The organism is Methanosarcina acetivorans C2A (assembly GCF_000007345.1).
In the GTDB taxonomy this organism is placed as follows: Archaea; Halobacteriota; Methanosarcinia; order Methanosarcinales; family Methanosarcinaceae; genus Methanosarcina; species Methanosarcina acetivorans.
Window position 1 is genome coordinate 1,898,892 of the sequence record NC_003552.1, and the last position, 26,179, is coordinate 1,925,070.

Here is a 26,179-nt window from a genome sequence, read left to right on the forward strand (position 1 = left end):
GTCCGGATTTGTTTTTACCTTGTACTCAGTGTAAAAATTTTGCAAGAAATATTGGTTCTCAATAGGATACGGGATCAATTGTTCTTCAGGCTTTATTTTCAAAAACCGGTAATATCAGTAATGAAGTATATAATCAGTAAAAAATTACAATAAATCAGGCGCCATGAAATTAAAGAAGAGAAATTTGAGGGAATAGTTATGACAAAAATCTTAAAGTTAATGGCATTGCTACTTGCCATTGCTGCTGTTGTTTTTGCAGCCGGCTGTGCCGAAGATGCGGAGCCTGCGGAAAATGAAACTCCGGAAGATTCCGAACAGGTTACGCCTGCAACACCGGAAACTTCTAACATGACAGACGAAAATGTTGCCGAAAATAACACAGCTGAAAACAACGCAACCGAAGCTAATGAAACCGTGGTAACAGGGCAGGTAGTAACCGAAGCCGACAATGGGACAAACATTAGTCTCAATAATGGAGAGAAGTTTACCCTTCAACTCAGGGGGAACCCCACTACAGGTTATTCCTGGCAACTCAACGTAAGCGAAGGGCTCAGTATTCTCAGTGAAGATCATACCCAGGACCCAGCTCCTGAAGGGTATACCGGTGTTTCCGGAATTTATACATGGGTAATTCAAGCCGTGGATACGGGCACCCAGCAGGTGAATGGAATATACAAGAGACTCTGGGAGAATACAACAGGCATGGAGGAGAATTTTACACTCATTGTCGAGGTCAGCTGAGAGTTATTCTCACTTTTTAGTTCCAATTTCATTTTTTCCAGTCTGATTGTGCTAACGCCTCCGCCAGCTTGCCTGACTGCCTTTGCAAAATAAATAAGTAGGTTGAAATGAGTAATTCAGGTCTTGCCAAATTATAAAAGCACTTTATTAGCCAAGAAAAAAACCTGCAGAAATTCCGGTAAAGTGCGTATATTGATCAGAAGTCTCAATTGGCACTCGCAAGAGAAATGTTTTATAACCCTGCGTTAATCTCATAATTATGGAAGAGACGTACAGGTTTTCAGCTGTTGTCCAGAAGGAAGGAAAATGGTATGTTTCCTGGTGCCCCGAGCTTGATATTGCAAGTCAGGGAGAAACTATTGAAGAAGCCATCGAGAACCTGAAAGAAGCTATTGAACTCTACCTTGAAGACGAAGATGCTCAGATCCCCGCAGCCGGACAGGTTTTTACTACGACGGTGGAGGTTTCTTCCCATCCCTAATTTCGCTTCGGGAGCACGAGGTCCTTTTCGCTCCGCTTCGCTGCGCTCAAGAGGACTAATTTATAAACACTGTCTTTCGCACTTTCTATGGTTTACAAGAAATAGTTTGCTTTTCTCTCTAATGTATATCGAAATTTAACCAAGATAGCATTCAGATTCAATACATTCTTTTCTTTTTAAGTATTAAGTCCTTTTTTACTACATTCCTATCAAAAAGTCTTTTCGTCTCCGGTTCTCCAGGCAGCCAGCAGGTAACCGACATATTCAAGAAATCTGGAACAAGCCGCACAATTAAGAACTTTACACTTGCTGAGAGGTCGGCTGAATGGTATTTCCGCTTTTCAGATACCACAGGCATCTTTTTTCAATAGATTATTCTAAATGCCTCCGCAAGCTTTAATCCGCTGAAAATCCGAAAAATAGATAATTACAACCTTAACTCTCCATCGCTTAGGGAATAAACCAATTAGATGATTTTGTCTTTTGATACCGTTTTTCTAACCGAGTTATGCATTTTTCTTCTCTCTGTTACTTTCAATTTCGCCAGAAATTTTTTATACATTTAGTAATATCTATTCTTTAGATGCCGAAAATTTTGTCTGAAACAAACTAAGAGATCTGGAGAAAACTTGTTCCCTATAGGGTATAAGTTTGAGTAATTTTTACGTTTTTGCTTATTTTTAAATTCGATACCTGTAGGCTCAAAGATCAATTTGTCACCTCTAGCTTCGGAGGAAATTGTCTGAAAAACTTCATACTGATTTTTGAAAATTCGGAATGAAACATGATCAAGCCTGCTTTCGGCAGGTAACTTGTTTTTTTCGTAATATTTTTACTGATAGCGTTTTTGCTAGAAAACACATTATTCCTGATACTAGACATTATTGCAAAAACGACTCATTGTTTATATATGCCGTGAGATTTGGGTCATATGTTAACCAGTTTTGAACCCAACATATATTACATAATGTTTGAAAAACGCCATCATTAAAAATACTTAAAATCTAATGTCGACCTGCCGACTATAGGATCAAGAGCATTGTTCTCTGAAAAAGTTATTCCTTATTTGTGGCAGAGTTAAGGTTACAAGTCAATAAAAATCATACTAGATCTTATATCGAGCATCCGTTCAGACTGGATTCCTCTGGCTCTTTCTGAAATAAACTAATATGCAGTCATTATATTATCTTGCAGCTTCTTCTTTTTTGTCAGCGACCGCCCGATATCTGCTCACTTCGTGAGCATGCGGGCGTGGAGAGAAATTATTAAGCAAAGATTCTATTTTTAAATATTAATCTCTGAAATTCATATCTGAATCCCCGAGATAATTTTCAACTTCTTATCCCAGATATCAAGTCCCCTTTTTGCCGCATACCAGTCGAAAAAGTCTTCATCATCTCCAAGGTCACCGGAGTCGAATTTCTTCACAAAAAGGTCGGAACTCATCCCGTATTTGTTCTCAAAATTCCCACAAATATCCGAATACTTCTTTATTTTGTATTTTGCAATGCGCTCGTTCTGCTCCAGCGCTGCCCGAATTACCTCACTTACCTCCTGGGGCGTGAAGTCACCTTTTATATCCACAGTGAGAGTCATATCCCTTTCACCGAATAGAAATTATGCTTCATTTTATAATAAGGTGATTCAGAGGACTTCCTGTTAGTTGAAAAAACAGGATTCGAGAAAATAGTTACAGAAAAAAGTAAAAGACGGGAAAGAAATGAAACATATTGAAGTTGTAGCCGGGATAATCATTTACAAGGATAGAATCCTTTGTATGCAAAGAAATGCTAACAAATATGATTATTTATCTTATAAGTATGAGTTTCCTGGAGGCAAAGTTGAACCTGATGAAACAAATAGTCAAGCGCTGATGCGTGAACTGCGCGAAGAAATGGAGATTGAAATAAACATATCCGAAAGTGACTTTTTTATGACAGTGGTCTATCAATATCCAGATTTTAAGGTCACAATGCATAGCTATATTTGCCAGGTAAACAGTCCTGAATTCATTAGGAAAGAACATATTAATCATCTATGGTTAAAGCGCCAAGATCTTGATAAACTAGATTGGGCACCCGCGGATCAACCTATCGTAAAAAAATTGATGCTGGAGTGATTAATACGGATTGTTGTGTAGAACTGAAAAATGGAATAAAATATGGTTTTTTAGATTCTTCCATTCTGGCACTCGAAGAATATAAACCCAGGTTGCTAATTAACGATTTTGACCGAGGGGAAAAAATTTTAACATCGTTAGTAATGGAACTTACTAAATGCGATGAGTTCATGATTTCTGTCGCATTTATAACAAATAGTGGCGTAACCGTTTTGTTAAACACTTTAAGCGACCTGGAACAACGTGGTGTGAAAGGTCGAATCATCGCATCTCAATACCAGAACTTCACAGACCCAACTGCTCTAAAGCGTCTGCTACGTTTTAAGAATATTGAGTTGCGGATAGTCACTGAAGATGTAGCTAATATGCACACGAAGGGATACATTTTTAGAAAATGCAAAGAGTACTCTATTATTGTTGGAAGCAGCAACCTTACACAAAATGCTCTTTGTGAGAATAAAGAATGGAATCTTAAAGTTAGTTCCTCTCGCACAGGTGGAATAGTATACAACGTAGTTTCTGAATTTGAAATCATGTTTGAACTTGCAACGCCAGTTGATGATAATTGGCTTGCTGCATACATGAAGATATACCGTACTGCAAAAGAATCTGAACACATTGCAGCATTATCTGTCGAAAAGAAAATAATTCAATTTTCAAATATCAAACCTAATAGAATGCAGGAATCTGCTTTGCAGGCTTTAGCCGACTTGCGAAATCAAAATGCTGAGCGCGCTATGGTTATTTCGGCGACTGGAACTGGAAAGACATATTTATCGGCGTTTGATGTTAGAACTGTTAATCCCAGAAGATTCTTATTTGTTGTCCATCGTGAGCTCATTGCTAAAGACGCAATGGATAGTTACAAGCGTGTTATCCATAATGGAAAAAGTATGGATGTAATGAGTGGCGGTAACAAGGTAGATGCTGACTATATATTTGCTATGATCCAAACGCTATCTAAAGATGAAGTTCTCAATCAGTTAAGTCCAGAAGAGTTTGATTATATTGTATTTGATGAAGTTCATAGGGCTGGTGCTGCTTCGTATCAAAAAGTCTTCGAATATTTTAAGCCAAGATTCTTATTGGGAATGTCGGCAACACCTGAACGTACAGATGGATTTGATATCTTCAAGATGTTTGACTATAATATCGCCTACGAAATTCGTCTCCAGCAAGCTATGAAGGAAAAAATGATATGTCCATTCCACTATTTTGGAATTTCCGAACTCACAATAGACGGTGAGGTCATTGAAGACAAGGCAGAATTCAGCAAACTAACATCTGATGAGAGAGTGCGCAATATCATCGAAAAGATAGAGTACTATGGATATAGTGGTGATCGTGTAAAAGGTATAATATTCTGCAGCAGAAAAGATGAAGCTGATGAACTGTCCACGAAATTTAATAATTGTGGGTATCGAACCTGCTCACTTCTTGGCATTAACAGTCAAAGTGAGCGTGAATCTGCAATAGAACGGCTTGAGCAAGATGAGTATGAAGGTGCGCTCGATTACATTTTTACCGTTGACATTTTTAATGAAGGCGTGGATATACCGTCTGTAAATCAAGTTGTCATGCTTCGACCTACTCAATCTGCAATTATCTTTGTCCAACAATTAGGCAGAGGCCTGCGTAAAAAAGAAAACAAGGAATATGTTGTTGTCATTGATTTTATTGGTAATTATGAAAGGAACTTTTTAATCCCGATAGCCCTTTCCGGAGATCAAACTTACAACAAGGATACAATCCGCAGATTTGTTGCTGAAGGTAACCGGGTAATTCCTGGTTGCTCAACTGTAAACTTTGATGCGATAACTCGCGAACGTATTTATGCTTCCATTGATCAAGCTAACTTTAATGATTCAAAACTAATCAAAGAATCCTATCTAGCCCTTAAGCAACGGCTTGGCAGAATTCCTCGGTTAGACGAATTCGCAAGATACGGTTCAGTTGATGTAATTCGCATCTTTGATAAGTTTGGTTCATATCACAATTTTCTCAAAATTTATGAAAAAGCATATACTGTCGAGCTATCTACAATTGAATCTACATACATTGAGTTCATTTCTACAAAATATGCTAATGGTAAACGACCTCACGAACTTGAATTTGTCAAACTACTTGTTGATGGTCATCCATATCCAGTTGATGGGTTTAAGGAAGTAATGAGAGCGAAGTACCCAGCAATTAAATTCAATGAGCACACTATAACTTGCGTTTTAAATCAAATTATGCAAAAGTTTGCCACAGGTTCTGGAAGGGAGAAGTATAGTTCTGCCATTTTCGTAAACAGGACAACCTCTGGTGAATATGAGATATTTAAGGAATTTGCTAGACTTCTTACAAATAATGAGTTCAAAGTGATGTTACTTGATTTGATAGAGTTAGGACTGGAAAGAAATACTTTGTTATATGGCGATTGATATCTAGATACAAGTTTTCAGCTGTATCAAAAATATACCTATGATGATGTATGCAAATGCTTAGATTGGCCTCAGGCAGAGGTACCACAGAACATTGGTGGATACAAATTCCACCAGTTAACTAATACCTTTCCTGTCTTTATTAATTATAATAAAGAAGATAATATTGATGACACAATCAAGTATGAGGACCGCTTCCTTTCGCCTTCTTCACTTATTGCAATTTCCAAATCCGGCCGAACCAAATCTTCTAAAGATGTCCACCAAGCTTTGAATGCCCAAAAAAACGGTACAGACTTGTGCTTATTTGTTCGTAAAAATAAGGACGATAAAATATCAAAAGAGTTCTACTACTTAGGCCGAATGTTTGCTACTGGGAATGTAAAAGAATTTATCATGCCTAATACAACAAAAAAAGCTGTGGAAATACAGTATTCTCTCCTAGAGCCCGTCAGAGATGGCATCTATGACTACTTAGTTGGGTAACTTCCAGATAGACATTCACAAGCCACAATAGTAAAAACCGAATTGTTTAGCATGTTTTTTGTTTTAAACAATTAAAGTTAAGAAGCACTTTATAATCAGGGATTCTTATAGATTGTTCATAATAAAAACTCAAAGTTCAACTTAAGCTATGTAGTCAGATCATTATTTGACTTCCATACTACCAATTTTCAAATGGTCATATCAACTTAACTTAAAAACAAGAATTTTCCTCTTCCTCCTCTCTCAAACTACACCTTTAAATCCCTCCTCTCCCTTTTCTATCTCACAATATTACTCTCATAACTTTCACTAGGTGACATTTTTATGAATAATAGGCTGTACAAATATTATCCCGAAGACTTCGGGGAGCTTAATGTTGACGTTTTACATATGAACCTGGCTTTCGATGTCTATGATGACAGGACGAGCGTGAAGTCTCTGCTAAGGATAAGGACCAGGGACGGGCCGCTTGAGAAGCTTGAGTTAAACTGCAGGGACTTGGAGGTCCGGGCTGTGAGCTGCATACAGTCCGAGGTCTCTTACAGGTACAGGAAAGACGATGCAATTCTCGAAATCAACTTCATGGATGTGATTCCTCCGCAGACCGAGATTGCGATTGTTACGGAGACGGTCTGCAGGCCTACAAAGAACATCCTTGAGGGGCTGTACTACGACGAGACTCCGGCAGGGGCTCCTCCGCAGCAGATCACGCAGTGCCAGCAGTGGGGGTTCCAGAGGATCGTGCCCTGCATTGACGACATGTGTGCAAAGTGCACTTACAGGACGACCATCATTGCGGACTCGAGGTACACGAACCTGATCACAAACGGGGACGTCGCAGTCGAACGGCAGACCGTAAAGCAGGGCAGGGACAAAATCGTCTACGACAACTCGATAACCCCGATGGCGACGTATCTCTTTTTCCTGGGCGTGGGGACTTATGCGACTTTTAAGCGGGAATTTGAGTACCCGGACGGGGATACCTTTATGCTCGAACTCCTGGTGCCGCCCGGCTCAAGCGAAGAGGCTGCCGAAAAAGCGCTTGACATCCTGCACGACTCGGTCATGTGGGTCTATCTCTTTACAGGGCCCGAGCAGTATGATGAAGCTGGACTGCCTGTCAGGAAAGAGCTCTGGGAGCTTGTCCGCAAGCGAGAGGACATGAAACTTGAGGGAAAGGGGGCCAGGCTGGAAGAGCTTCGGGAGTTCAGGGAAAAGCTTGCCGGGCTTGTTGCAGGCATCACTCCTGGGTACAAATACACCGGGACCGTTTACAGGGAAATCGGGATGCAGAACTCGGACTTCGGGGGGATGGAAAACGTCGGGAACACAACGATTACCACAAACCGCATAATGCCTTTCCCGCAGATCACGGACTCTGCTTTCGAGTACATGATCCGGGTCAAGGTGCATGAATATTACCACAACCAGAACGGGTCCGAGGTTACCGGAAAGAGCCCGTTTGAGATCTGGCTGAACGAAGCCGTGACCGTACACGTGGAAGAGCAGTACCACGCCTTCCTCTTTGGCGAAGACTACCAGAGGCTCGGCAGGGTGCTTGACCTGCTCGCCCCGGCCTCGGGGACTTTTGCCCTGGACTCGGGAGCAGCCTCCATGCCAATCATCCCGGACGGCTTTAATGATCCCAACGACCTGATCACTGCCGTCACTTACGTAAAAGCTCCGGAATACGTGCGTATGGTCGAGACCCTTATAGGCAGGGAGACTTTTGTCCGGGGCCTGGACCGCTACTTCAAAAAGTTCAGCCACTCAAATGCAACCACGGATGACTGGATCGAAGCCATGGAAGAAGAAAGCGGACAGGCTTTAAAGGAGATGTCCGAAACCTGGCTGAAACAGATAAAGTTCCCGGTAGTCGAGGTCTCAGCCGAATACGACAGGGATGAAAGGAAGTTCGCTTTCCTCATCAAGCAGAAGGTGCCTGCGGGGGGAAAGCCCTGGGAGTTCCCATTCAAGGCAGCCCTTGTTGACGAAAACGGGAACGACCTTGCCGAAGTCCTGGAAAGGATAAGCGAGGAAACTTCGACGGTTACGATTGAAAACGTGGACCTTCCGGCTTTCCTCTCCCTGAACAGGGGCTATTCTTTCTACGGAAAACTCGTCTACAAAGCAAGCCAGGAAGAACTTTTGCTGCAGGTCCGGAAAGACAGTGACATCACAGGCAGGTTTACGGCTTTCTATACCCTTGTGGACCGGGAAAAGTTCAGGCTGCTTAAAAATCCTGACGCAAAGCCTTCCGAAGAGTTTGTCGATCTCTATTACAGGCTCCTGAATGACCGGCAGCTCCTCGAAAGGGCAGGCGGGCAGTTCCTCACCATTTTCGAGTCCGTGGAAGACGAAGAATTTGCCCACAGTTACCAGGCCCTCTATGACGTAAAACAAAAAATCCTGAAAGCCATTGCCTGGAAGTACAGGAGTTCGATAATTTCTGCCTACCGCTTCTTTGAAGACTCCTCTGTTTCAAGGGACTCGACCCTCGAGGAAGCAGCAAGGGTAATCAAAGTCCGGCAGGCCAAAAACATCTGCCTTAACATCCTTGAAACCCTCGATACGCCGGAGATCCATTCCCTCATAAAACAGCAGTTTGAGACCGCAACCTGTGCAACGGACCGGCTGAACGCCTTTGCCGCATACCTGAACAGTTCGGCCCCGGACAAGATTGAAGTCCTTAGGGCCTTTGAAGCCGAATCAAAGCAGAACCTTATTGCCTGGGAAGCCTTCCTCGGAGTAATAGGCAGTAACAGCAGTATTGATGCAGTCGAACTCGTCAGGGAAATGGAAAGGTCAGCCGCTTTCAGGATCGAGCAGACAAACGACCAGCGTGCCCTTTACGGCAGCTTTGCAAGGAACCGCAAGAAATCCCTCCAGACCGAAGAAGGCAGGGCCCTCTTTGCGGAAATCCTGAGAAAACTGGCCCCTGTAAACGAATACAGCACAGTCAATATTCTCAACGCCTTTGCAAACATAGACCTTATGGAATCAAAGTATCATATCCCTCTGGTCAAGGTCCTTGCAGAGCTCCTCGAAGAACTGGACCCGCAGAAATTCCCGAGCGTCTATAACAGGATCAGAAAACTCCTCCTCGGAGCCCCGAAAGCTGTCAAAGCCTACGGAATAGAGCACGGGGAAATTCCGGCTCTGCAATCCTGAATTATTTGGAGAAGTAAGCTTCTTCTGGAACCGGAACCGGTTTCTTTGCTCCGGGAAAATACCGGAGCAAAGCCTTTTACTTGAATTTCCTGCCTGTTTTTCCGGATCTTTTTACAGATTTGATGAGTCCATTCTTTTTATAGATCCGGCAGGTCTGTTTTTTGCAGATAGGGCAGGGAAGCTATTATATTAAGATAGATAAATATCAGTGAGAATCATATCAGTGGGAATCCGGGGGCAAAGTACAGGGAAATTCAAAACTCGCTTCTTTACTCTATAAAGTTTCATTTTCGAGATCAGTGCATTTTTTGATTCGGTTATCTCGGGAAGAGGGAGAATGGTGCTTGAACTTACCAGTGTGGTTCTGAAGGTATTCGTAATATTTTTTGAGTTTGTGAGTGCGGTTCTGATCACTTACGGGGGACTAAAAGCTGCGGCTAAAATCTTTCTTGTGGAGGTTCACAAAAAGCCCGAAGCCTACAGGGGCATAAGAAAAGAATTCACGGATAAAATTCTTTTCGGGCTTGAACTGCTGATAATTGCTGATTTGGTCGAAACTCTGAGAAAGCCTTTCCTGGAAGAACTGCTGGTAGTTGGAGCCATCGTGATTATCAGAACTATTCTTGGTTACTTCCTGAGTAAGGAAACAGAAGAATCTGTTTTAACCGAATCTTGAGGAGCTTGAGGGATAAAATTGGTCCAGGGACTGTTTAATACATTTTTACAAATCTTTGAATGGGTCTTCGAAGCGATTGGTACAATTATTATAATTTACGGAGGGCTGAGAGCAGTAGCTCAAATCATTCTTCAGGAAATATCAAAAAGGTCTTACAACCTGGGAGATATCAGAAAGGAACTTACAAACAAAATACTCTTCGGGCTCGAATTTTATATCGTAGTCGCTGTTTTCGGAACTATGAGGGACCCTTCGATGCAGGACCTATCTATTCTGGGTATAATAGTGCTTATCAGGACCGTACTCGGCTACTTCTTAAATAAGGAAATTAAAGAGTATAGGTTTGATTGAAATTCATTGGTCCTCGGTTAAGGAATTTTCTTGCCTGAAAGCTATCGATTTCGCACCAAAAGGCTGCCTTAAATTTTGGCCTTATTACATGAAATCGATACCTAGTTCCAGTCCACAACACATTAGCATTATTGGCAACTGTTGTGAGAACAGAGGCAATTTCTCACGATTCCTCACTTAACCGAAGACGCATGGATTGAAATTATCATGAATAGCTGTAAATAACCTTTCACCGTATGAATTCTCTTCTAAACCCACTCTCGACAGTAAGTTTTTTAGTACGTTAATCCTTCATTCCGATTCAAGTTTTGTTAAAAAGTCCTGAAAAAAGTCCTGAAAGACCTGTTTCGAAATCCGGAAGTAAATCTTAGATTCCTTTCTCAGTGCCGCCCCTGACCCGAACCGACCCGTCAACCGGCAAATAACAGCTTGAAAACTACCCGGTGCCGCGATTAAGGATAATACATATTGAATAAATTATTAAAGAACGGCCCTCCTGGGAGAATACTTTTTCTTCAAACCTTGAGAACGTTTTTCAATTAAAAGGGAAATATAACGGTCTCCGTCAGCTTGCCTGGAAGCCTGTTTCACTTTCTGACTTTTGCAAGAAGAATATTTATCCCGAGAAATGAAATGTCATAATTGTTATTCGGGAACCTTTTCCCGGATTTCGATATCTGGCTTTTGAAGGGGATTGAGGGGATGGTAGAATGACATTTTTATATTACGAAGGTCTGGTGCTGGACATATTCTTTGCTCTGTTCAATATTATGGGATCTTTTCTCATAATATACGGCGGGCTCAGGGCAATGTTGGGGGTTTTCCTAATTGAAGTTTTGAAGAAACCGCACAGCTACCAGCAGGTGAGAAAAGAGCTGACAAACAAAATTGTCTTCGGGCTTGAGTTTTTCATTGCAGCCGATGTTCTGGAAACCGTACGAAACCCCTCTCAGGAAGAACTGCTCCTGCTGGGTATGGTCGTATTGATAAGGACGGTCCTTGGCTATTTCCTCAGCAAAGAAGTTACGGAATACGAGCTGGATTGAACCGGGGTTGGGATGCCGAATCCGAAATCTGCCTGGTTCTCTGTACCTGTACGTTTAACACTACCATTTCTCTCTCTTCCGGGTCTGGAACCTGCAAAAAATTCAAAAATAGAAATTTTCGAGTTTTCTTCAATCTTCTCTACTTTCCTCTACTCTTTTTCAATCTTCTCTACTTTCCTCTACTCTTTTTCAATTTTCTCTACTTTCCTCTACTCTTTTTCAATCTTCTCTACTTTCCTCTACTCTTTTTCAATCTTCTCTTCTCTACTCTCCTCTACTCTTCTTCAATCCTCTCTACTCTCCTCTACTCTTCTTCAATCTTCTCTTCTTTCTCCATGCTTTTTGAAGATGAATAAACTGCTGTTAGATGCATATGGTATGCCTGTTTCTGCGGAGCTATTATAAAGCCTGAATACCGTACAACTCTAAAAAATAGTATGATTTAAAAGCAAGTAGAGTGTTAAGGATACAAAATATTATTAAACTCCAATATTATACTAATCCGAAATCCAGATTATACTGACCTGAACACTGGGCTGTATTAATAAAGTGGCATAACAAATTGACATGAAATTGTGCAATGACATTGAGTCATATAACTTGTACTGTTAACAAATGCTACCGTGAAATTATGCAACAACATGAAATCGTGTAAACGTGAAACCTTGTAATAATCGTGTGATAAATTCTAACATGGAATTGGGTACTACTCAAAACCCGGTATCCGGATAATTCAAAATCATCAGAAACAGGAGCAATTTAATGTATCACCTGAAATGTATCGAATGCGGTGCAGAGTATTCCAGAGATGAAGTGATTTATACCTGCAGCAAATGTGACGGGTTGCTTGATGTTATTTATGACTATTCTTCAATTAAAATCGACATGGAAAAATTAAAGACCGAATGTCCCTCGGTCTGGAAGTATGCAAAACTTCTGCCTGTGGAAAGGGAACCTGTCACGATCCAGGAAGGCGGGACTCCTCTTTATAAATGTGACCGGCTTGCCGAAAAAATAGGGATAAAAAAGCTCTATGTGAAGCACGAAGGCATGAACCCGACCGGTTCTTTCAAGGACAGGGGCATGACTGTAGGGGTTACGAAAGCGCTTGAACTCGGCATGAACACCGTTGCCTGCGCATCAACCGGGAACACTTCGGCAGCCCTTGCAATCTACGGGGCAAAAGCAGGAATCCCTGTTGTTGTGCTGCTTCCGGCAGGAAAGGTAGCTCTCGGGAAGGTTGCCCAGGCCCTGATGCACGGGGCAAAGGTCCTCAGCATACGCGGAAACTTTGACGACGCACTTGCTCTTGTGCGCACGCTCTGCTCCCAGGAAAAGATCTATCTCTTAAACTCAATCAACCCTTACAGGCTGGAAGGTCAGAAAACTATCGGTTTTGAGATTGCAGACCAGCTGGATTTCAAGGTGCCTGATAGGATTGTCCTGCCCGTAGGAAACGCAGGAAATATCACTGCTATCTACAAGGGCTTCAGGGAGTTCAAAATCCTCGGGATAACGGACTCTCTTCCGAAAATGACCGGGATCCAGGCCGAAGGCTCCTGCCCCATAGTAAAAGCCATAAAGAGCGGGGCTCCGGCAATTACCCCCGAAGAGAATCCCGAAACCGTTGCAACGGCAATCCGGATCGGAAACCCTGTAAACGCAACAAAAGCCCTCAGTGCCATAAGGGAATCCGGCGGCACTGCGGAGTCCGTGACCGATGAAGAAATCCTTGCAGCCCAGAAAGACCTGGCAAGGCTTGAAGGCATAGGGGTCGAACCCGCAAGTGCAGCCTCGGTTGCAGGGCTCAGGAAACTTGTTGATATGGGTGTTATAGGCAGGGACGAAACCGTTGTCTGTATCACGACAGGCCACCTCCTTAAAGACCCTCAGACCGTGATTGATGTCTGCGAGGAGCCGACAGTTGTTGATGCAAACATCGATGCTATCCGGGAAGCAATCTTCGGAAAGGCAAAATAAAATCCGGAGAAACGCATTAGATAAGGTATCGAATCAGGGATTGAATTAAAGAACCGGATCGGTTCGAAAACCCGATCGGCCAAATACAAAGATAAATATTTACGTGCCGGAACCGTAAACAGTTGAAAGATTGACATACCGGGATCAGCTGCGATTCAATCCTTTATGGTTTCCGGGGACAGCTTCTTAGCTCCCCTGAACCGTTTACTGTTATTATCCATATTTTACGGTCGTATTCAGATTCTTTTATACCATAATAATTATCTGTGGGCGTGAACACGAATGGAGCAGGACTATAAGCCTCACGAGATTGAAGAGAAATGGCAGAAAAAATGGAATGAGAGCCTGATTTTCCAGGCTGATCCGGATAAGCGGGAAAAGTTCTTCATAACAATCCCCTACCCATACCTTAACGGGAACCTGCATGCAGGACATACCCGGACCTTCACCATCGGCGACGTGGTGGCAAGGCACAAAAGGATGCTAGGGTACAACGTGCTTTACCCTATGGGTTTCCACGTAACCGGCACCCCCATTGTCGGGCTTGCCGAACTGATTGCAAGCCGGGACCCGCAGACCATGGACGTTTATGAGCATCTCCACGGGATTCCGGGAGATATCCTGCCGACCCTCGATACCCCTGAAAAAATCGTTGACTATTTCAAGCGGGAAGCCGAGAAAGCTATGCGCATGATCGGGTACTCCATTGACTGGAGGCGCAAGTTCACGACAACCGACCCGACCTACAAGAAGTTCATTGAATGGCAGTATATCCGGCTTGAAGAAAAGGGACTGATCGTGAAAGGCTCTCACCCCGTCAAATGGTGCCCGAACGATAACAACCCCGTAGAAGACCACGATATCCTGTACGGGGAGGAAGCCACAATCGTGGAATATACCCTTATCAAGTTCAGGTACAATGACCTTGTTCTCCCATGTGCCACCCTCAGGCCGGAAACAACCTTCGGAGTGACCAACCTCTGGGTCAATCCGGACGTCGATTACGTAAAGGCAAGGGTTGAGAAGGACGGAAACGAGGAGTTCTGGGTTGTCAGCAAAGAAGCTTTCAGGAAACTGACTTTTACGGACAGGACTGTGGAATACGTTGAGGACGTGCCTGCAAAGTCCATCATAGGGATAAAACTCACAAACCCGATAACAGGAGACGAAGTAATTTCCCTTCCGGCATCTTTCGTTAAGCCTGAAAATGGCAGCGGAATAGTAATGAGTGTTCCTGCCCATGCGCCTTTTGACTACCTTGCCCTCCGCGACCTCTACGATGCGGACCTGAGCGAGTACGGGATTACCGAAGACCTCAGGGACATAAAACTGATTTCCCTTATCCAGGTGCCAGAATTCGGGGAGTTCCCGGCAAAAGAGATCGTGGAAAGCATGGGGATTGCAAACCAGAAAGCCCCGAAAGCCGAGGAAGCCACAAAGATCGTGTACAGGAGAGAGTTCCACGGAGGAGTCCTTAAGGAGATTACCGGGAAATACAGGGGATACCCGGTCTCAAAGATCAAGGACGTCCTTACCAGAGACCTTATCGCCTCAAACGCAGGCGAGACTTTTTACGAATTCAGCGAGCCTGTGGTCTGCCGCTGCGGGACTCCCTGCGTTGTGAACATGGTTAAAGGCCAGTGGTTCCTTAACTATTCGAACCCCGAATGGAAAGCAAAGGTCTACAAGTGCCTCAGCCAGATGCGGATCATTCCCGAAGAGTACAGGGTCGAGTTCGAAAACAAGGTAGACTGGCTCAAGGATAAGGCATGTGCCCGCAGGAAAGGCCTCGGGACCCGCCTGCCCTTTGACAAGGAATGGTTGATCGAGTCCCTCGGGGATTCGACAATCTACATGAGCTACTATATAATTGCCAGGTTCCTTGAGAGAGGCGACCTTGCCCTCGAGCAGCTTACCCTTTCCTTCTTCGACTACGTCCTGCTCGGAATAGGTGATTCTGCAGCAGTTTCTGCGGAAACCGGCCTTAAACAGGAACTTGTGGAAGAAATCCGCAGCCACTTCAATTACTGGTATCCGGTTGACCTGCGTTCTTCCGGAAAGGACCTTGTCCCTAACCACCTGCTCTTCTTCCTCTTCCACCACGTAGCCCTCTTTGAGGAGGAAAAATGGCCAAGAGCCCTTGCAGTAAACGGTTTTGTTTCTCTTGAAGGGCAGAAGATGAGCAAGTCCAAAGGCCCCATCCTGACCCTGGAAAGCGCGGTCAGCGCCTATGGCGCAGACATAACAAGGATGTACATCCTCTCGACAGCCGAACAGACCCAGGACGCCGACTGGCAGAAGACAGGAATCGATTCTGCCCGCAGGCAGGTGGACAGGTTCTACTCCTTTGCAAAAGATGTAATCGAGAGTGGAAAGAGAGCAACCCTCAGCACGGAGCTAAAGCTGATCGACCGCTGGATGCTCTCCAGGATGCAGAAATACATCATGGAGACAAACATTGCCCTTGACTCCATCCAGACAAGGGAAGCTATCCAGAACTCTTTCTTCCTGCTCATAAACGACGTCAGATGGTACCAGCGCAGAGGCGGGGAAGCCCTGCTCTATTATGTGCTGGACAACTGGGTCAGGCTTATGGCTCCTTTCACTCCTCACCTCTGTGAAGAAATCTGGGAAGCCATGGGGCACGAAGACCCGATCTCCCTTGCCCAGTACCCGCTCGACAACGAAGACTTAATAGACGAGGGAGCCGAACTTGCAGAAGAAGCCGTAAAGAGCACCCTGAACGATATCGAAGAGATCGTAAGGGTTACGAAGATGACCCCGCAGAAGGTCTACCTTTACACAGCTCCTGCCTGGAAAGCCGAAGCCATAAGGTGTGCCTGCGAACTGCAAATCGAAGCCCCCCTTGAAGTGGGCGCCCTGATCAAAACCCTGATGGCAAACCCCGAGCTCAAGCGCTTTGGCAAGGAAATTCCGAAGTTCGTGCAGAAGATAATCCCCGAGTTCAAGAGCGGGGGCGCCGAACGTTACGAGACGTTTGCCTACCTCGGCCTCGATGAACAGGCCCTCCTGAAAGAATCTGCCTCCTTCCTGGAAAAAGAAATCGGCTGTCCGGTCGAGATCTACAGCGCCGACTCTCCGGAGTACGACCCCCAGAAGAAGTCCAGGTTTGCAGAGCCTCTCAGGCCTGCGATTTACATCGAATAAAAGAAGGACGAAAAAAAGCCTCTTGATTTAAGAGGACTTTTGATTATCTGAAACAATCGTATCCGGGCTATATTCGATAGCCTCGGGTTCCTTTTTTAGTTCTTATTTCCTTAGTTTCTGCTTTTTAGTTTCTATTTAGTTTCTACTTTTTAGCTTCTACTTTTTTATGGAGAAGTAACGCTACTTTTCTCTGTCTTTAAGCGGACTAAGTTATAGAGCTATCTGACCCATGCAACGTCATTCGCTATCCTGAACCGTTCTTTCCCCGCTCGACGTAGGAGAGCGGTTTTTCCCGTAAAAATGAAGCAAATAAAGCTGCTGCTTGAGTTCGTAAACAGAAACAAGAATCGAATTAAATAAAGCTGCTGCTTGAGTTCGTAAACAGAAACAAGAATCGAATTAAATAAAGCTGCTGCTTGAGTTCGTAAACAGAAACAAGAACCTGATAGATCAAACCGGTATAATTTTCGGTCTTTATTTCTCTTTCATTTATTCTGCTATTCTTAGTTTTGAGAAGGGCCGCCAGACAAGCTGGCGGAGGCGCTGATATTTTTTCTGTAATTTTAATGAGGTTACCCAGGTCAAGATATGAATTCATCTGTTCTTTTTTTGTGTGTTAGACGAGAAAAGTTCGGCCCTGCAAGGAGTAGAATCAAAAAACAAAAGGTTCCAGCTCGGATATCTGAATAATATCAATCGATTAATACGAACCAGGAGTTTATCTTTTCAAAAACGGTTTGAAGCTTAGAAAAGAGTGTTTGGAAAAGATTCCTGCTTTTTCTGAGAACCCGTTTCCTTTACCTTTTCCTTAATTGTTTCTTTAACTGTTACTTTATAAGGTTTATGGAATCCTTTGCAGAACCCTTAATAGGACTCTTCTTCCTTCTCAAAGGACTTTAACACCTCAAGTTTTTCCTTTGCTCCTGCCATGTTCGGGTAGATGCTCAGGACCTCGTCGAAGGCTTTTATTGCTTCTCCGTATTTTTCCAGCTTTCCGAGGAGGACTCCTCTGTAGTTCATGGCCTGGGGGTCCTGCGGTTTTATCCTGAGAAGCTTTTCGAAGGCTTTCAGGGCATCTTCGTAATCCCCGGTTTTTGCAAGAGAGAGGCCGAGATATCTGAGGGAAGGTTCGTGCCAGGGGTTGATGGTGAGGGCTTCTTTAAAGGCTCTGGCTGCGGTCTCGTAGAGTTTCTGTTTGAAGCAGACCACTCCCACATTGTAGACCGCCTTGATGTTATTCGGGTCTTTTTTGAGCACATTGTCAAAGGACTTGAGGGCTTCCCTGTACTGCTCAAGCATGCAGAAGGCAACCCCTTTGTAGTTCATGGCGTCGTAGTTTTCAGGAGAGATCTCAAGGATGCGGTCAAAGTATCCGAGGGACTCCTGGATCCTGTTCAGCTTGATGAGGGTCGTGGCTGCGTTGTAAAGGGCCTCTTCGTTTTTGGGGTTGAAAAGGGCGGCTTTCTCGAAGGCTTTCAGGGCTTCTTTCAGGTCTTCAAGTTCAAGGAGGCAGAGCCCGAGGTAGTTCAGGCTTTCGGGGTCTTCGGGTGACGCTTCAAGCAGCTGTTCAAAGGTCCTGGCAGCTTCTTCATACTCTTCGAGATTGAAGAGCACGAGGGCCATGTTATAGAGGGCATCCCGGTGTGCAGGTTCGCGTTCAAGGACAAGGTCCAGAGCCTGAAGGGCTCTTTCGTAGTCCTGAAGTTCTATGCTGGCGATCCCGAGCATGTAACAGGCTTTGGTGTAGTCCGGGAAGCCCGGGGCAAAGAGGAGCAGTCTCTCAAGGTCTTTTGAGGCTTCTTCGAAGTCAAGGAGCTTGTAACTGGCTACTGCCCGGCTGTAAAGGATATCAACATTTTCAGGGTTCAGGGCAAGGGCCGAACCGAAAGCGTCCCTGGCTTCTTCGTACCTGCACAGGGCAAGAAGGCCAAGTCCTTTCTGTTCAAGGGCAGCGGTCAGGGCAGGGTTGAGTTCCAGGGCTTTCTCGAAAACTTCCACTGCTTCTTCGTTCTGGTCAAGCCCGCGCATGACAAGCCCGCTCAGGTACCATACATCGGCATCCGTCGGATTTTTCTCAAGAATCTTTTCAAAGGTATCAAAGGCATCCTCATATCTCCGGGTTTTGAGCTGGGCAAGCCCTATTTTGGTCCAGGCGTCTTCCAGTTCCGGGTCACTTATTTTTGACTTCTCAATTTCCGATTCTTCAATTTTTGCCACTTCGTACGGGCTTTCCATCAAAGCCTGTTCGAAGGCTTCAAGGGCTTCATCGTATCGTTCCTGCGAAAACAGCACAAGGCCTTTCCCGTACCACGCTTTCTTAAAGTCCGGATAAACCTCAAGGATTTCGGAAAAGACCTCAAAGGCTTCTTCCTGCTTTCCAAGTCCCATAAGTGCTATCCCCGCGCTGTAAAAGGTTCCCTTTGAAGCTAAGCCTTCTCTTATGAGCTTTTCAAGCGGCAGCAGGGCTTCTTCATAGTGCCCGAGTTCTATCTGGGCGGATGCGAATTTCTCAAGGAGTTCAGGGCTGAACTGAGATTTTTCTCCTGGCTGTGGAGTTTCTCCTGGCTGTGGAGTTTCTTCTAGCTGTGGAGTTTCTTCTAGCTGTGGAGTTTCTTCTAGCTGTGGAGTTTCTTCTAGCTGTGGAGTTTCTCCTGGCTGTGGAGTTTCTCCCGTATCTCTATTTTCTCCTCCGGCTTCTTCGGGCAAATCCTGTACTATTTCTCTGGTCAGGTTTTCTGCGGAAAATTCAAGAAGGGAATTTACTGCGGATACGGCTTCTTCTGCCTTCCCCAGTTCGAAAAGGGCAAGAGCTCTCTTTTGCAGGATTTCCGGCTCCTGTATGCCTGCTCTAAGGACGATATCAAAGGCTTTTATGGCTCCTGCATAATCTCCAGTTTCGAAGCAGGAAAGCCCCGTATAATAGGAAATTTCAGGCTTCCGGCACCCGAGGTCAAAGGCTTTTTCAAACTCCTGCATTGCTTCTTTGAAGTTCCTGAGCCTGAAAAGGGCAAGAGCTCTCAGGTACTGCATATCTGCATTTTTGGGGGAATATTCCAGAGCTGCTTTAAAGGCTTCAGCTGCTTCTTCATACTTTTCGAGTTCGAAAAGCGTGTATCCTTTCTGGTCAAGGGCATATGTACAGTCAGGTTTCAGTTTAAGGACGAGGTCAAAGGCTTCCAGAGCCTCCAGGTTTTTCCCAAAGGCTTTTAAGGCGAGTCCCTTTCTGAAAAGGATAGTTTTTCTTGCCGGGTTCTGACTGAGCACCCTCTCAAAGATCTCGAGGGCTTCTTTGTAATGCCCCTTCTTGAAACAGGCAGTGCTCAGGTGGGCAAGGGCTTCGGTATTTGCCGGGTCAAGGGCAAGCACTTCCTTAAAGCCGGATTCAGCTTCCGCGTATCTCCCGAGCCTGAGCAGGGAGAGGCTCTTTTTATACATAATATCCTGGGCTTCGTCGGGGTTCCTCTCTGAATTTTCAGGAACTGTTGAAAGGGCTTCTTCAAAAGCTTTAAGGGCTTCTTCAAAGTTTCCGAGTTCAAAGCAGGAAAGCCCCAGCCTGTAATATATGTCGTGAAGGTCCCGGAATGCCGGGTCGATTTCAAGGGCTTTCTTGAGGGCTTTTGAGGCTTCTTCATGTTTCCCGAGTTTTGAGCAGGACATCCCGATAAAATACCAGCCTTCCGCAAACTGCGGGTTCTGCTCGGTGAGCTTTGAAAAGATTTCAAGGGCCTTTTCATAAGCTTCCTGCCGGATAAACATAAGCCCCTTCCAGTAAAGAGGAGAGTCTTTATGAGAATTTTCGCTTTCTTCTCCACTTGCTTCTCCATTTTTAGCTTTTACTTCCTCGTTTATTCCCTCAAAAAGGGGAAAGGCTTCATCATAGCGCCCAAGCTCGAAATATTCGATCCCGAGCCTGAACTTTGCTTCATCGAGCCTGAACTTTGTTTCTTCCCTTTCAGGATTAATTTCAAGCAGGTTTGAGAGGGCTTCGACTGCTTCCTTATGCCTCCCGAGTTCAAGGAAGCAAATTGCCCTGCTGTTCAGGGTTGAAAGGTTTTCCGGATCGTTTTCAAGTAAGGCTTCAAGGGCTTCGAGAGCAGTTTCGTACTGTCCGGTTTTAAAGAGGCAGACTGCCCTGTATTCAAAGGCGTCGGAAAATTCCGGGTTAAGGCGCAGCGCCGACTCAAAGGCTCTGGCTGCTTCTTCCTGCCTCTGCAGTTCCTGCAGGGTCAGGCCCTTATAATACCAGGTAATTCCGGAGTCCGGGTTTTTCTCAAGTGCGCCTTCGAAGGTTTCCAGGGCAGGGAGGAAGTTTCCGAGCTGCATCTGGGCAAAACCCTTGAGGGTTCCGGCGTCTTCATAAGAGGGGTCCTTTGTAGTGTTCCTTACTATTACTTCATCGAATGCTTTTACAGCATCCTCGAAACGTTCCATGTTCAGCAGAGCAAGCCCTTTCCTGTACCAGGCTTCTCTCGATCCGGGTTTTTCAAGCAGTACCTTTTCGAATGCCTGCAGGGCAGTTTCATGTTCCCCTAGCTCCATTGCAAGTTTTCCTTTCCTGCACTGGATCTCCAGGTCCTCAGGATTTTTTGCAGCAAGCTTTTCAAAGGTTTCCAGGGCTTTTTCCAGCTCCCCCAGTTCCATCAGGGCAACCCCGAGGCTGTAGGCAAGATCCGGATAATCGGGGCTTAGAGAAACAACTTTTTCAAGATATTCGAGGGCAGTTTCATTTCTTCCCAGCCTGAGCAGGGAGATGCCTCTGTTGTAAAGGGCGTCAAGGTCTTCGGGGTTTGTTTTGAGGACTTCGGCAAAGGCTTCTTCGGCTTTTTCGTATTCTTCGGAGGCAAAAAGCAGGAGCCCCATGTTTTTCCAGGCGTCTTCGAAGTCTGGCCTGAGTTTTACGGCTTCTTCGAAAGCTTCCAGGGCTTCTTCGGTTTTTCCAAGCTTGCCGAGCACTATTCCTTTCTTGTTCCAGCCTTTCTCGAGATAAGGGTTCAGGTGCAGGCCTTCCTTGAAAGCTTCCAGGGCTTCTTCATAGCATTCCAGGGAATAGAGGGCAAAACCTCTGTTCATCCAGCAGATTTCGTCATCAGGCTTCAGGCCTGCGGCATTTTCAAAAGCTTCCAGGGCGGGCTCGAATTTTCCTATGTCCAGGAGCAGGAGTCCTTTCTGGATCCACATGTTATAGTTTTCAGGTTCCTTTTCCAGGCTTTTTGTAAGGGATTCAAGGGCTTCTTCAAAGCGGCCGAGCCCTGTAAGCACGGTGCCCCTGAACTTCTGGGCTTCGGTAAAATCAGGGTGATATTCAAGCAGCCGGTCAAAAGTTTCCAGTGCTTCTTCATATTTACCTGCTCGGGCAAGCAGGCGGCCCTGCTGGAACCAGGCGTCCGTGTTGCCTGGGTCGAGTTCCGTAACGCGGGCAAAAGACCGGGCAGCTTCCGGAAAGTTCTGCAGTTTCAGAAGAGCAAGTGCCCGGTTGTACCAGATCTCCTCCATATCTGGATAGGTTTCAAGTATGGTGTCGAAGGCTTCCAGTGCTTCTTCATAGACCTCAAGTTTCATCAGGGCAAAGCACTTGTAATTCCAGGCTTCAAAATAAGCAGGGTCAAGCCGGATGGCTTCGTCAAAGGCTTCTATCGCTTCATTAAGCCTGAGCAGCTGTACAAGGGCAAAACCTTTTCTGAACCAGGCTTCCCGGTGTCCGGGGTTTAGCTTCAATACTTTTGAAATGGTTCTTTCGGCGTCTTCATATCTTGAAAGTTCGCTTAAAAGGATACCTTTATGGTAGAGGGCAGCTTCATTTGCAGGGAATTTCTTTAAAAAGTCCTCGAGGGCTCCCAGAGCCTCTTCATTCTTCCCGAGATTTGCAAGGATCAGGCATTTCTGTTCAAGGGCAGCCGTATCTTTCGGTTTTTCCCGGATAAGAAAATCAAAACATTCGAGTGCATTTTCGTATTTTTCAATTTTGGCAAGAATCAGGCCCTTTGCATACCAGGCTTCCGAATTTCTGGGGCTTATTTCAAGTGCCCGCTCAAAATCTTCCAGGGCCTCTTCGTATCGTTCTGCTTTTCCGGCTACTGTCCCCATTGCACAACATGCAGCTGTATACTCGGGCTTGAGTTCCAGAGCCTTTTCAAAGCAGAGGATCGAAGCTTCGGCTCTCTCCATCTCGGCAAAAGCAAGCCCCATCATATACCAGATTTCAGGGGTATCCGGGGAACTTTCAAGGGCACTTTCATAGGCTTCCAGTGCTTCTTCAAACCTCCCAAGAGCAGCAAAGCAGGTTCCTTTTCTGTAGAGGGCGTCGGAGTTTCCGGGTTCAAGTTGCAGGGCGTCATTAAAGGAATCGAGAGCTTCCTGGGTTTTTTCAGTTTCAAGAAGAGCAAGTCCCCTGTGGAAAAGGGCTTCTTTATGGTCCGGATCTTTATCCAGAATTTTATTGAATGTGTTTATGGCTTTTTCGTACCTTTTGCGTTTAACCAGGTCAAGGCCTCTCTGAAAGGCTTCATCGTTAGTGATAATAATTCCTCCGGTCCCTTTTTTCGTGTTATTCCTGCAGGCTCATTTGAGTGTTATGTTAATGTTTTTCTTTTTAGCGCGTATCTTTTCTTTTTAGGGGTATTTACACGAGTAAACCGTGCCTTGATGTACATCGATAGACTTACACTGATAAAGTGCTAGTGATAAATGTTGATGATTTGTATTCGCAGTAAATGTTGATGATTTGTATTCGTAGTAAATGTTATTGATTTGTGTTTGCGGTAAATGTTACAGTTAGACGTTTGCTGATACGTATTACTGATACATACTACTGATCCGCGTTACCGATAAATGTTACTAGTAAGTATTTACTGATAAATTTTCATTACATTAAATATTTTTATATTTAATCTGTTTTATTAAGCCCGGCATCCTTTGTTAGGGTAGGATGTTACTGGATATTCGGAATTTGCTGTCATTATAATTTTTATTTAGAACCTATTTTTGTAACATACTATATAAATAATCTGCCAGAAGTGAGAGTGGGAGAAAACTTTTCCAATTGCTTTAATTGTTTACGGAGAATTTAAGCTATTTCTTCGAGGATAGTTTTACGTTACGAAATAATATCTAAAATAATATCTAAAATAATATCTAAAATAATATCTAAAATAATATCTAATATAATATCTAAAATAGTATCTGAAATAATATCTGAAATAATATCTGAAAGGACATTCTAAATCCGAGTTATCTTTTAAAGATTCTCTTCAAGGGCTTTTTTGATATTTTTACAGGCTTCTTTATTATAGCAGACAAGAAAAACAATTTCAGGTAGCTCGTTTACCTTAAGAAACTCCTTTACCTGTGAAACTGCAATCCTGGCTGCTCTTTCGGAAGGAAAGCCATATGCTCCTGTGCTTATGGTCGGGAAAGCTATTGTTTTTACATCGTATTTCCTGGCAAGTTCGAGGCTCTTCCTGTAGCAGGAAGCCAGAAATTCGTCCTCTCCTTTCGTGCCTTCCTGCCATATTGGGCCAACAGTATGAATAACGTATTTTGCAGGTAGAAGGTATCCTTTTGTAATCTTTGCTTCTCCTGTGGGGCAGCCGTTCAGAGTCCTGCACTCTTCCAGCAAGCCGGGGCCTGCAGCTCTGTGGATAGCTCCGTCAACACCTCCTCCTCCGAGAAGTGTATTGTTTGCAGCGTTTACAATTGCATCCACTTTCAGTTCTGTAATATCCCTTTCAATTATCCTGATTCTTTCTGAATTTTGTGACATGTTAAGGCTCCTTTTTCGGCTGTTTCTTTTTAGTTCCTTTTTATATGGTTTCTGCGGGTCCATGTTTCTTTATTTCGTTGCCCAAACAATGATATAGCATAAAACAGAGATTATACTGGTCAATTCTGACCTGGGGATTCCATTGTCCTGGTAGTGATGTCTTCTACCCGGACAGCTCTAAAAACTTTTTGCGCCTCAAGGGGTCACTGAGGCGATCCTGATAAGAGTCTGATTCGGAGTTCAAATAAATTCCAGGAACTCAAATCTTAAGCATTTTGAAGAAATAAAAACAATTCGTACAGAATTTTTAATTTTGTGAATTGAATATTTGGGGAAGATTGAAGATGAGTGACATGACACTTAAGGAGAGGTTATTAAACGCCCTCGAAGGAAAGCAAGTTGACAAAGTGCCTGTTTGTTCGGTGACCCAGACCGGGGTCGTGGAACTGATGGATGAAGTCGGGGCTCCCTGGCCTGAAGCTCACTCTGACGCCGGGCTTATGGCAAAACTGGCAATTGCAACCCATGAACTGGGAGGGCTTGAAGCCGTAAGGGTTCCTTACTGCCTGACCGTTCTTGCTGAAGCCATGGGCTGTGAGGTCAACATGGGGACAAAGAACAGGCAGCCTTCGGTTACTGCGCATCCTTATCCCAAGGATCTGGAAGGCCTGAAAATGCCCGATAATTTGCTGGGGACGGGCAGGATTCCTGTTGTGCTTGAAGCCATAAAAATCATCAGGGAAAAGGTAGGTCCCGATGTCCCGGTGATCGGGGGCATGGAAGGGCCGGTAACCCTTGCCTCGGATCTTTCAAGTGTAAAATCCTTCATGAAATGGTCCATTAAGAAACCTGACCTTTTCGAACGGATTCTGGATTTCGCAGCCGAGGGCACGGTAGTCTATGCAAATGCAATGGTTGAAGCAGGAGCTGACATAATTTCTGTTGCAGACCCGGTTGCGTCTCCTGACCTCATGAGCCCTGACACTTTCAAAACCGAACTTGAGCCGCGGCTGCAGAAGTTCTCCTCCAGCGTGAACAGCGTAACTGTCCTCCATGTCTGCGGGAATGTGAACCCGATCCTCAACTATATGGCAGATTGCGGCTTTGAAGGGCTCAGTGTCGAGGAAAAGATCGGCAGTATAAAGAAAGCAAAGGAAGTCCTCGGAACCCGGGCAAGGCTGGTAGGAAATATCTCAAGTCCCTTCACTCTGCTCCCTGGCCCTGTTGACAAGATCAAGGCCGAATCCAAGCAGGCTCTTGCAGACGGAGTAGATGTGCTCGCCCCTGGTTGCGGGATTGCTCCTATGACCTCGGTTGCCAACATCAAGGCAATGGTCGAATCAAGGGACGAGTATTACGCTTGAAGAACCTGAAAAATAGAAATATATTTTTTAAATTTTTACTTTTTACTTCCTGCCTTTTACCTTCTACTTCTTAATTTTACTATCTACTTTTTAATTTTTAAGTTTAGCTCGACGAAGTAGTGGAGGCATTTGTATCTATCTGCGAATCGAAAAGCGGGCTCCGGGCTTGAGGATAGTATTTTTTCAACCGTATTTTTTCAACCCCCGGGCAATTTTCTTCAATGTATTGTTTCTTTTAACTGCGGTGTCGGCTTTTGAGTTGCTTTTTTATCTAACAGGGAGGATGATCCCGGTTTCGTGCAGCACAGGGAGAAAGAACTGCAAAAGATTTCCACCTGGATTCCGGAATAGATCAACAAGCTAATCGGGGAGCACCAATTTTTTAAGTTTTAAATTTTTGAGGTTCTGCCT

At 44.6% G+C, this 26,179-nt stretch carries 13 protein-coding genes and 1 pseudogene; 11 read left to right on the top strand and 3 right to left on the bottom strand.

What is annotated here, in order from left to right; all coding sequences use genetic code 11:
- Positions 1-198: 198 nt before the first annotated feature.
- Together MA_RS08310 and MA_RS08315 are read left to right on the top strand one after the other, a co-directional pair.
- Complete coding sequence (locus MA_RS08310; RefSeq protein WP_011021609.1) at positions 199-741, top strand: protease inhibitor I42 family protein; 543 nt, start codon at positions 199-201, stop codon at positions 739-741.
- Between the two features lie 259 nt (positions 742-1,000).
- Positions 1,001-1,222: a type II toxin-antitoxin system HicB family antitoxin gene (locus MA_RS08315; protein ID WP_011021610.1), complete on the top strand. Its 222-nt coding sequence runs from the start codon at positions 1,001-1,003 to the stop codon at positions 1,220-1,222.
- 1,305 nt (positions 1,223-2,527) lie between these two features.
- Here MA_RS08315 and MA_RS08325 read toward each other — a convergent pair.
- On the bottom strand, positions 2,528-2,818 hold the full coding sequence (locus MA_RS08325) for a hypothetical protein (RefSeq protein WP_011021611.1): 291 nt from the start codon (positions 2,816-2,818) through the stop codon (positions 2,528-2,530).
- A 124-nt stretch (positions 2,819-2,942) separates the two neighbouring features.
- Here MA_RS08325 and MA_RS08330 point away from each other — a divergent pair, with 124 nt between their 5' ends.
- The 8 genes and pseudogenes from MA_RS08330 to leuS all read left to right on the top strand — a co-directional run bounded on the left by MA_RS08330 (position 2,943) and on the right by leuS (position 16,645).
- Positions 2,943-3,341 (top strand): (deoxy)nucleoside triphosphate pyrophosphohydrolase, encoded by a 399-nt coding sequence (locus MA_RS08330; RefSeq protein WP_011021612.1) that lies wholly within the window; start codon positions 2,943-2,945, stop codon positions 3,339-3,341.
- Positions 3,342-3,511: 170 nt separating this feature from the next.
- Positions 3,512-6,253, top strand: a pseudogene (locus tag MA_RS08335) (DUF3427 domain-containing protein).
- Positions 6,254-6,577: 324 nt separating this feature from the next.
- On the top strand, positions 6,578-9,424 hold the full coding sequence (locus MA_RS08340) for a M1 family metallopeptidase (RefSeq protein WP_011021615.1): 2,847 nt from the start codon (positions 6,578-6,580) through the stop codon (positions 9,422-9,424).
- A 337-nt stretch (positions 9,425-9,761) separates the two neighbouring features.
- Positions 9,762-10,100, top strand: a complete 339-nt coding sequence (locus MA_RS08345; RefSeq protein WP_011021616.1) for a DUF1622 domain-containing protein — start codon at positions 9,762-9,764, stop codon at positions 10,098-10,100.
- An 18-nt stretch (positions 10,101-10,118) separates the two neighbouring features.
- Positions 10,119-10,451 carry a DUF1622 domain-containing protein gene (locus MA_RS08350; protein WP_011021617.1) on the top strand — a complete coding sequence of 111 codons (333 nt, stop codon included), beginning with the start codon at positions 10,119-10,121 and terminating at the stop codon, positions 10,449-10,451.
- Positions 10,452-11,161: 710 nt separating this feature from the next.
- Entirely contained in the window at positions 11,162-11,497 is a 336-nt protein-coding gene (locus MA_RS08355) for a DUF1622 domain-containing protein (RefSeq protein WP_011021618.1), read from the top strand.
- 762 nt (positions 11,498-12,259) lie between these two features.
- On the top strand, positions 12,260-13,477 hold the full coding sequence (gene thrC / locus MA_RS08365; protein WP_011021620.1) for a threonine synthase: 1,218 nt from the start codon (positions 12,260-12,262) through the stop codon (positions 13,475-13,477).
- 282 nt (positions 13,478-13,759) lie between these two features.
- The gene (gene leuS, locus MA_RS08370) at positions 13,760-16,645 is read left to right on the top strand and encodes a leucine--tRNA ligase (RefSeq protein WP_011021621.1); all 2,886 of its coding nucleotides are present in this window, start codon (positions 13,760-13,762) and stop codon (positions 16,643-16,645) included.
- A gap of 864 nt (positions 16,646-17,509) precedes the next feature.
- On the opposite strand, the gene MA_RS08380 is transcribed toward leuS, so the two are convergent.
- The gene (locus MA_RS08380) at positions 17,510-23,167 is read right to left on the bottom strand and encodes a tetratricopeptide repeat protein (RefSeq protein WP_011021623.1); all 5,658 of its coding nucleotides are present in this window, start codon (positions 23,165-23,167) and stop codon (positions 17,510-17,512) included.
- 712 nt (positions 23,168-23,879) lie between these two features.
- Positions 23,880-24,404: an O-acetyl-ADP-ribose deacetylase gene (locus MA_RS08385; protein WP_048065167.1), complete on the bottom strand. Its 525-nt coding sequence runs from the start codon at positions 24,402-24,404 to the stop codon at positions 23,880-23,882.
- Between the two features lie 344 nt (positions 24,405-24,748).
- Between MA_RS08385 and mtaA the strand changes: the two genes are divergently transcribed.
- Entirely contained in the window at positions 24,749-25,768 is a 1,020-nt protein-coding gene (gene mtaA / locus MA_RS08390; protein WP_011021625.1) for a methylcobamide:CoM methyltransferase MtaA, read from the top strand.
- Positions 25,769-26,179: the final 411 nt, after the last annotated feature.

What these genes read in the sequence shown, in the direction of transcription:
- MA_RS08310 (WP_011021609.1), top strand. Translation starts at nt 199, where the DNA reads ATGACAAAAATCTTAAAGTTAATGGCATTGCTACTTGCCATTGCTGCT.
- MA_RS08315 (WP_011021610.1), top strand. Translation starts at nt 1,001, where the DNA reads ATGGAAGAGACGTACAGGTTTTCAGCTGTTGTCCAGAAGGAAGGAAAA.
- MA_RS08325 (WP_011021611.1), bottom strand. Translation starts at nt 2,818, where the DNA reads ATGACTCTCACTGTGGATATAAAAGGTGACTTCACGCCCCAGGAGGTA.
- MA_RS08330 (WP_011021612.1), top strand. Translation starts at nt 2,943, where the DNA reads ATGAAACATATTGAAGTTGTAGCCGGGATAATCATTTACAAGGATAGA.
- MA_RS08340 (WP_011021615.1), top strand. Translation starts at nt 6,578, where the DNA reads ATGAATAATAGGCTGTACAAATATTATCCCGAAGACTTCGGGGAGCTT.
- MA_RS08345 (WP_011021616.1), top strand. Translation starts at nt 9,762, where the DNA reads ATGGTGCTTGAACTTACCAGTGTGGTTCTGAAGGTATTCGTAATATTT.
- MA_RS08355 (WP_011021618.1), top strand. Translation starts at nt 11,162, where the DNA reads ATGACATTTTTATATTACGAAGGTCTGGTGCTGGACATATTCTTTGCT.
- thrC (WP_011021620.1), top strand. Translation starts at nt 12,260, where the DNA reads ATGTATCACCTGAAATGTATCGAATGCGGTGCAGAGTATTCCAGAGAT.
- leuS (WP_011021621.1), top strand. Translation starts at nt 13,760, where the DNA reads ATGGAGCAGGACTATAAGCCTCACGAGATTGAAGAGAAATGGCAGAAA.
- MA_RS08385 (WP_048065167.1), bottom strand. Translation starts at nt 24,404, where the DNA reads ATGTCACAAAATTCAGAAAGAATCAGGATAATTGAAAGGGATATTACA.
- mtaA (WP_011021625.1), top strand. Translation starts at nt 24,749, where the DNA reads ATGAGTGACATGACACTTAAGGAGAGGTTATTAAACGCCCTCGAAGGA.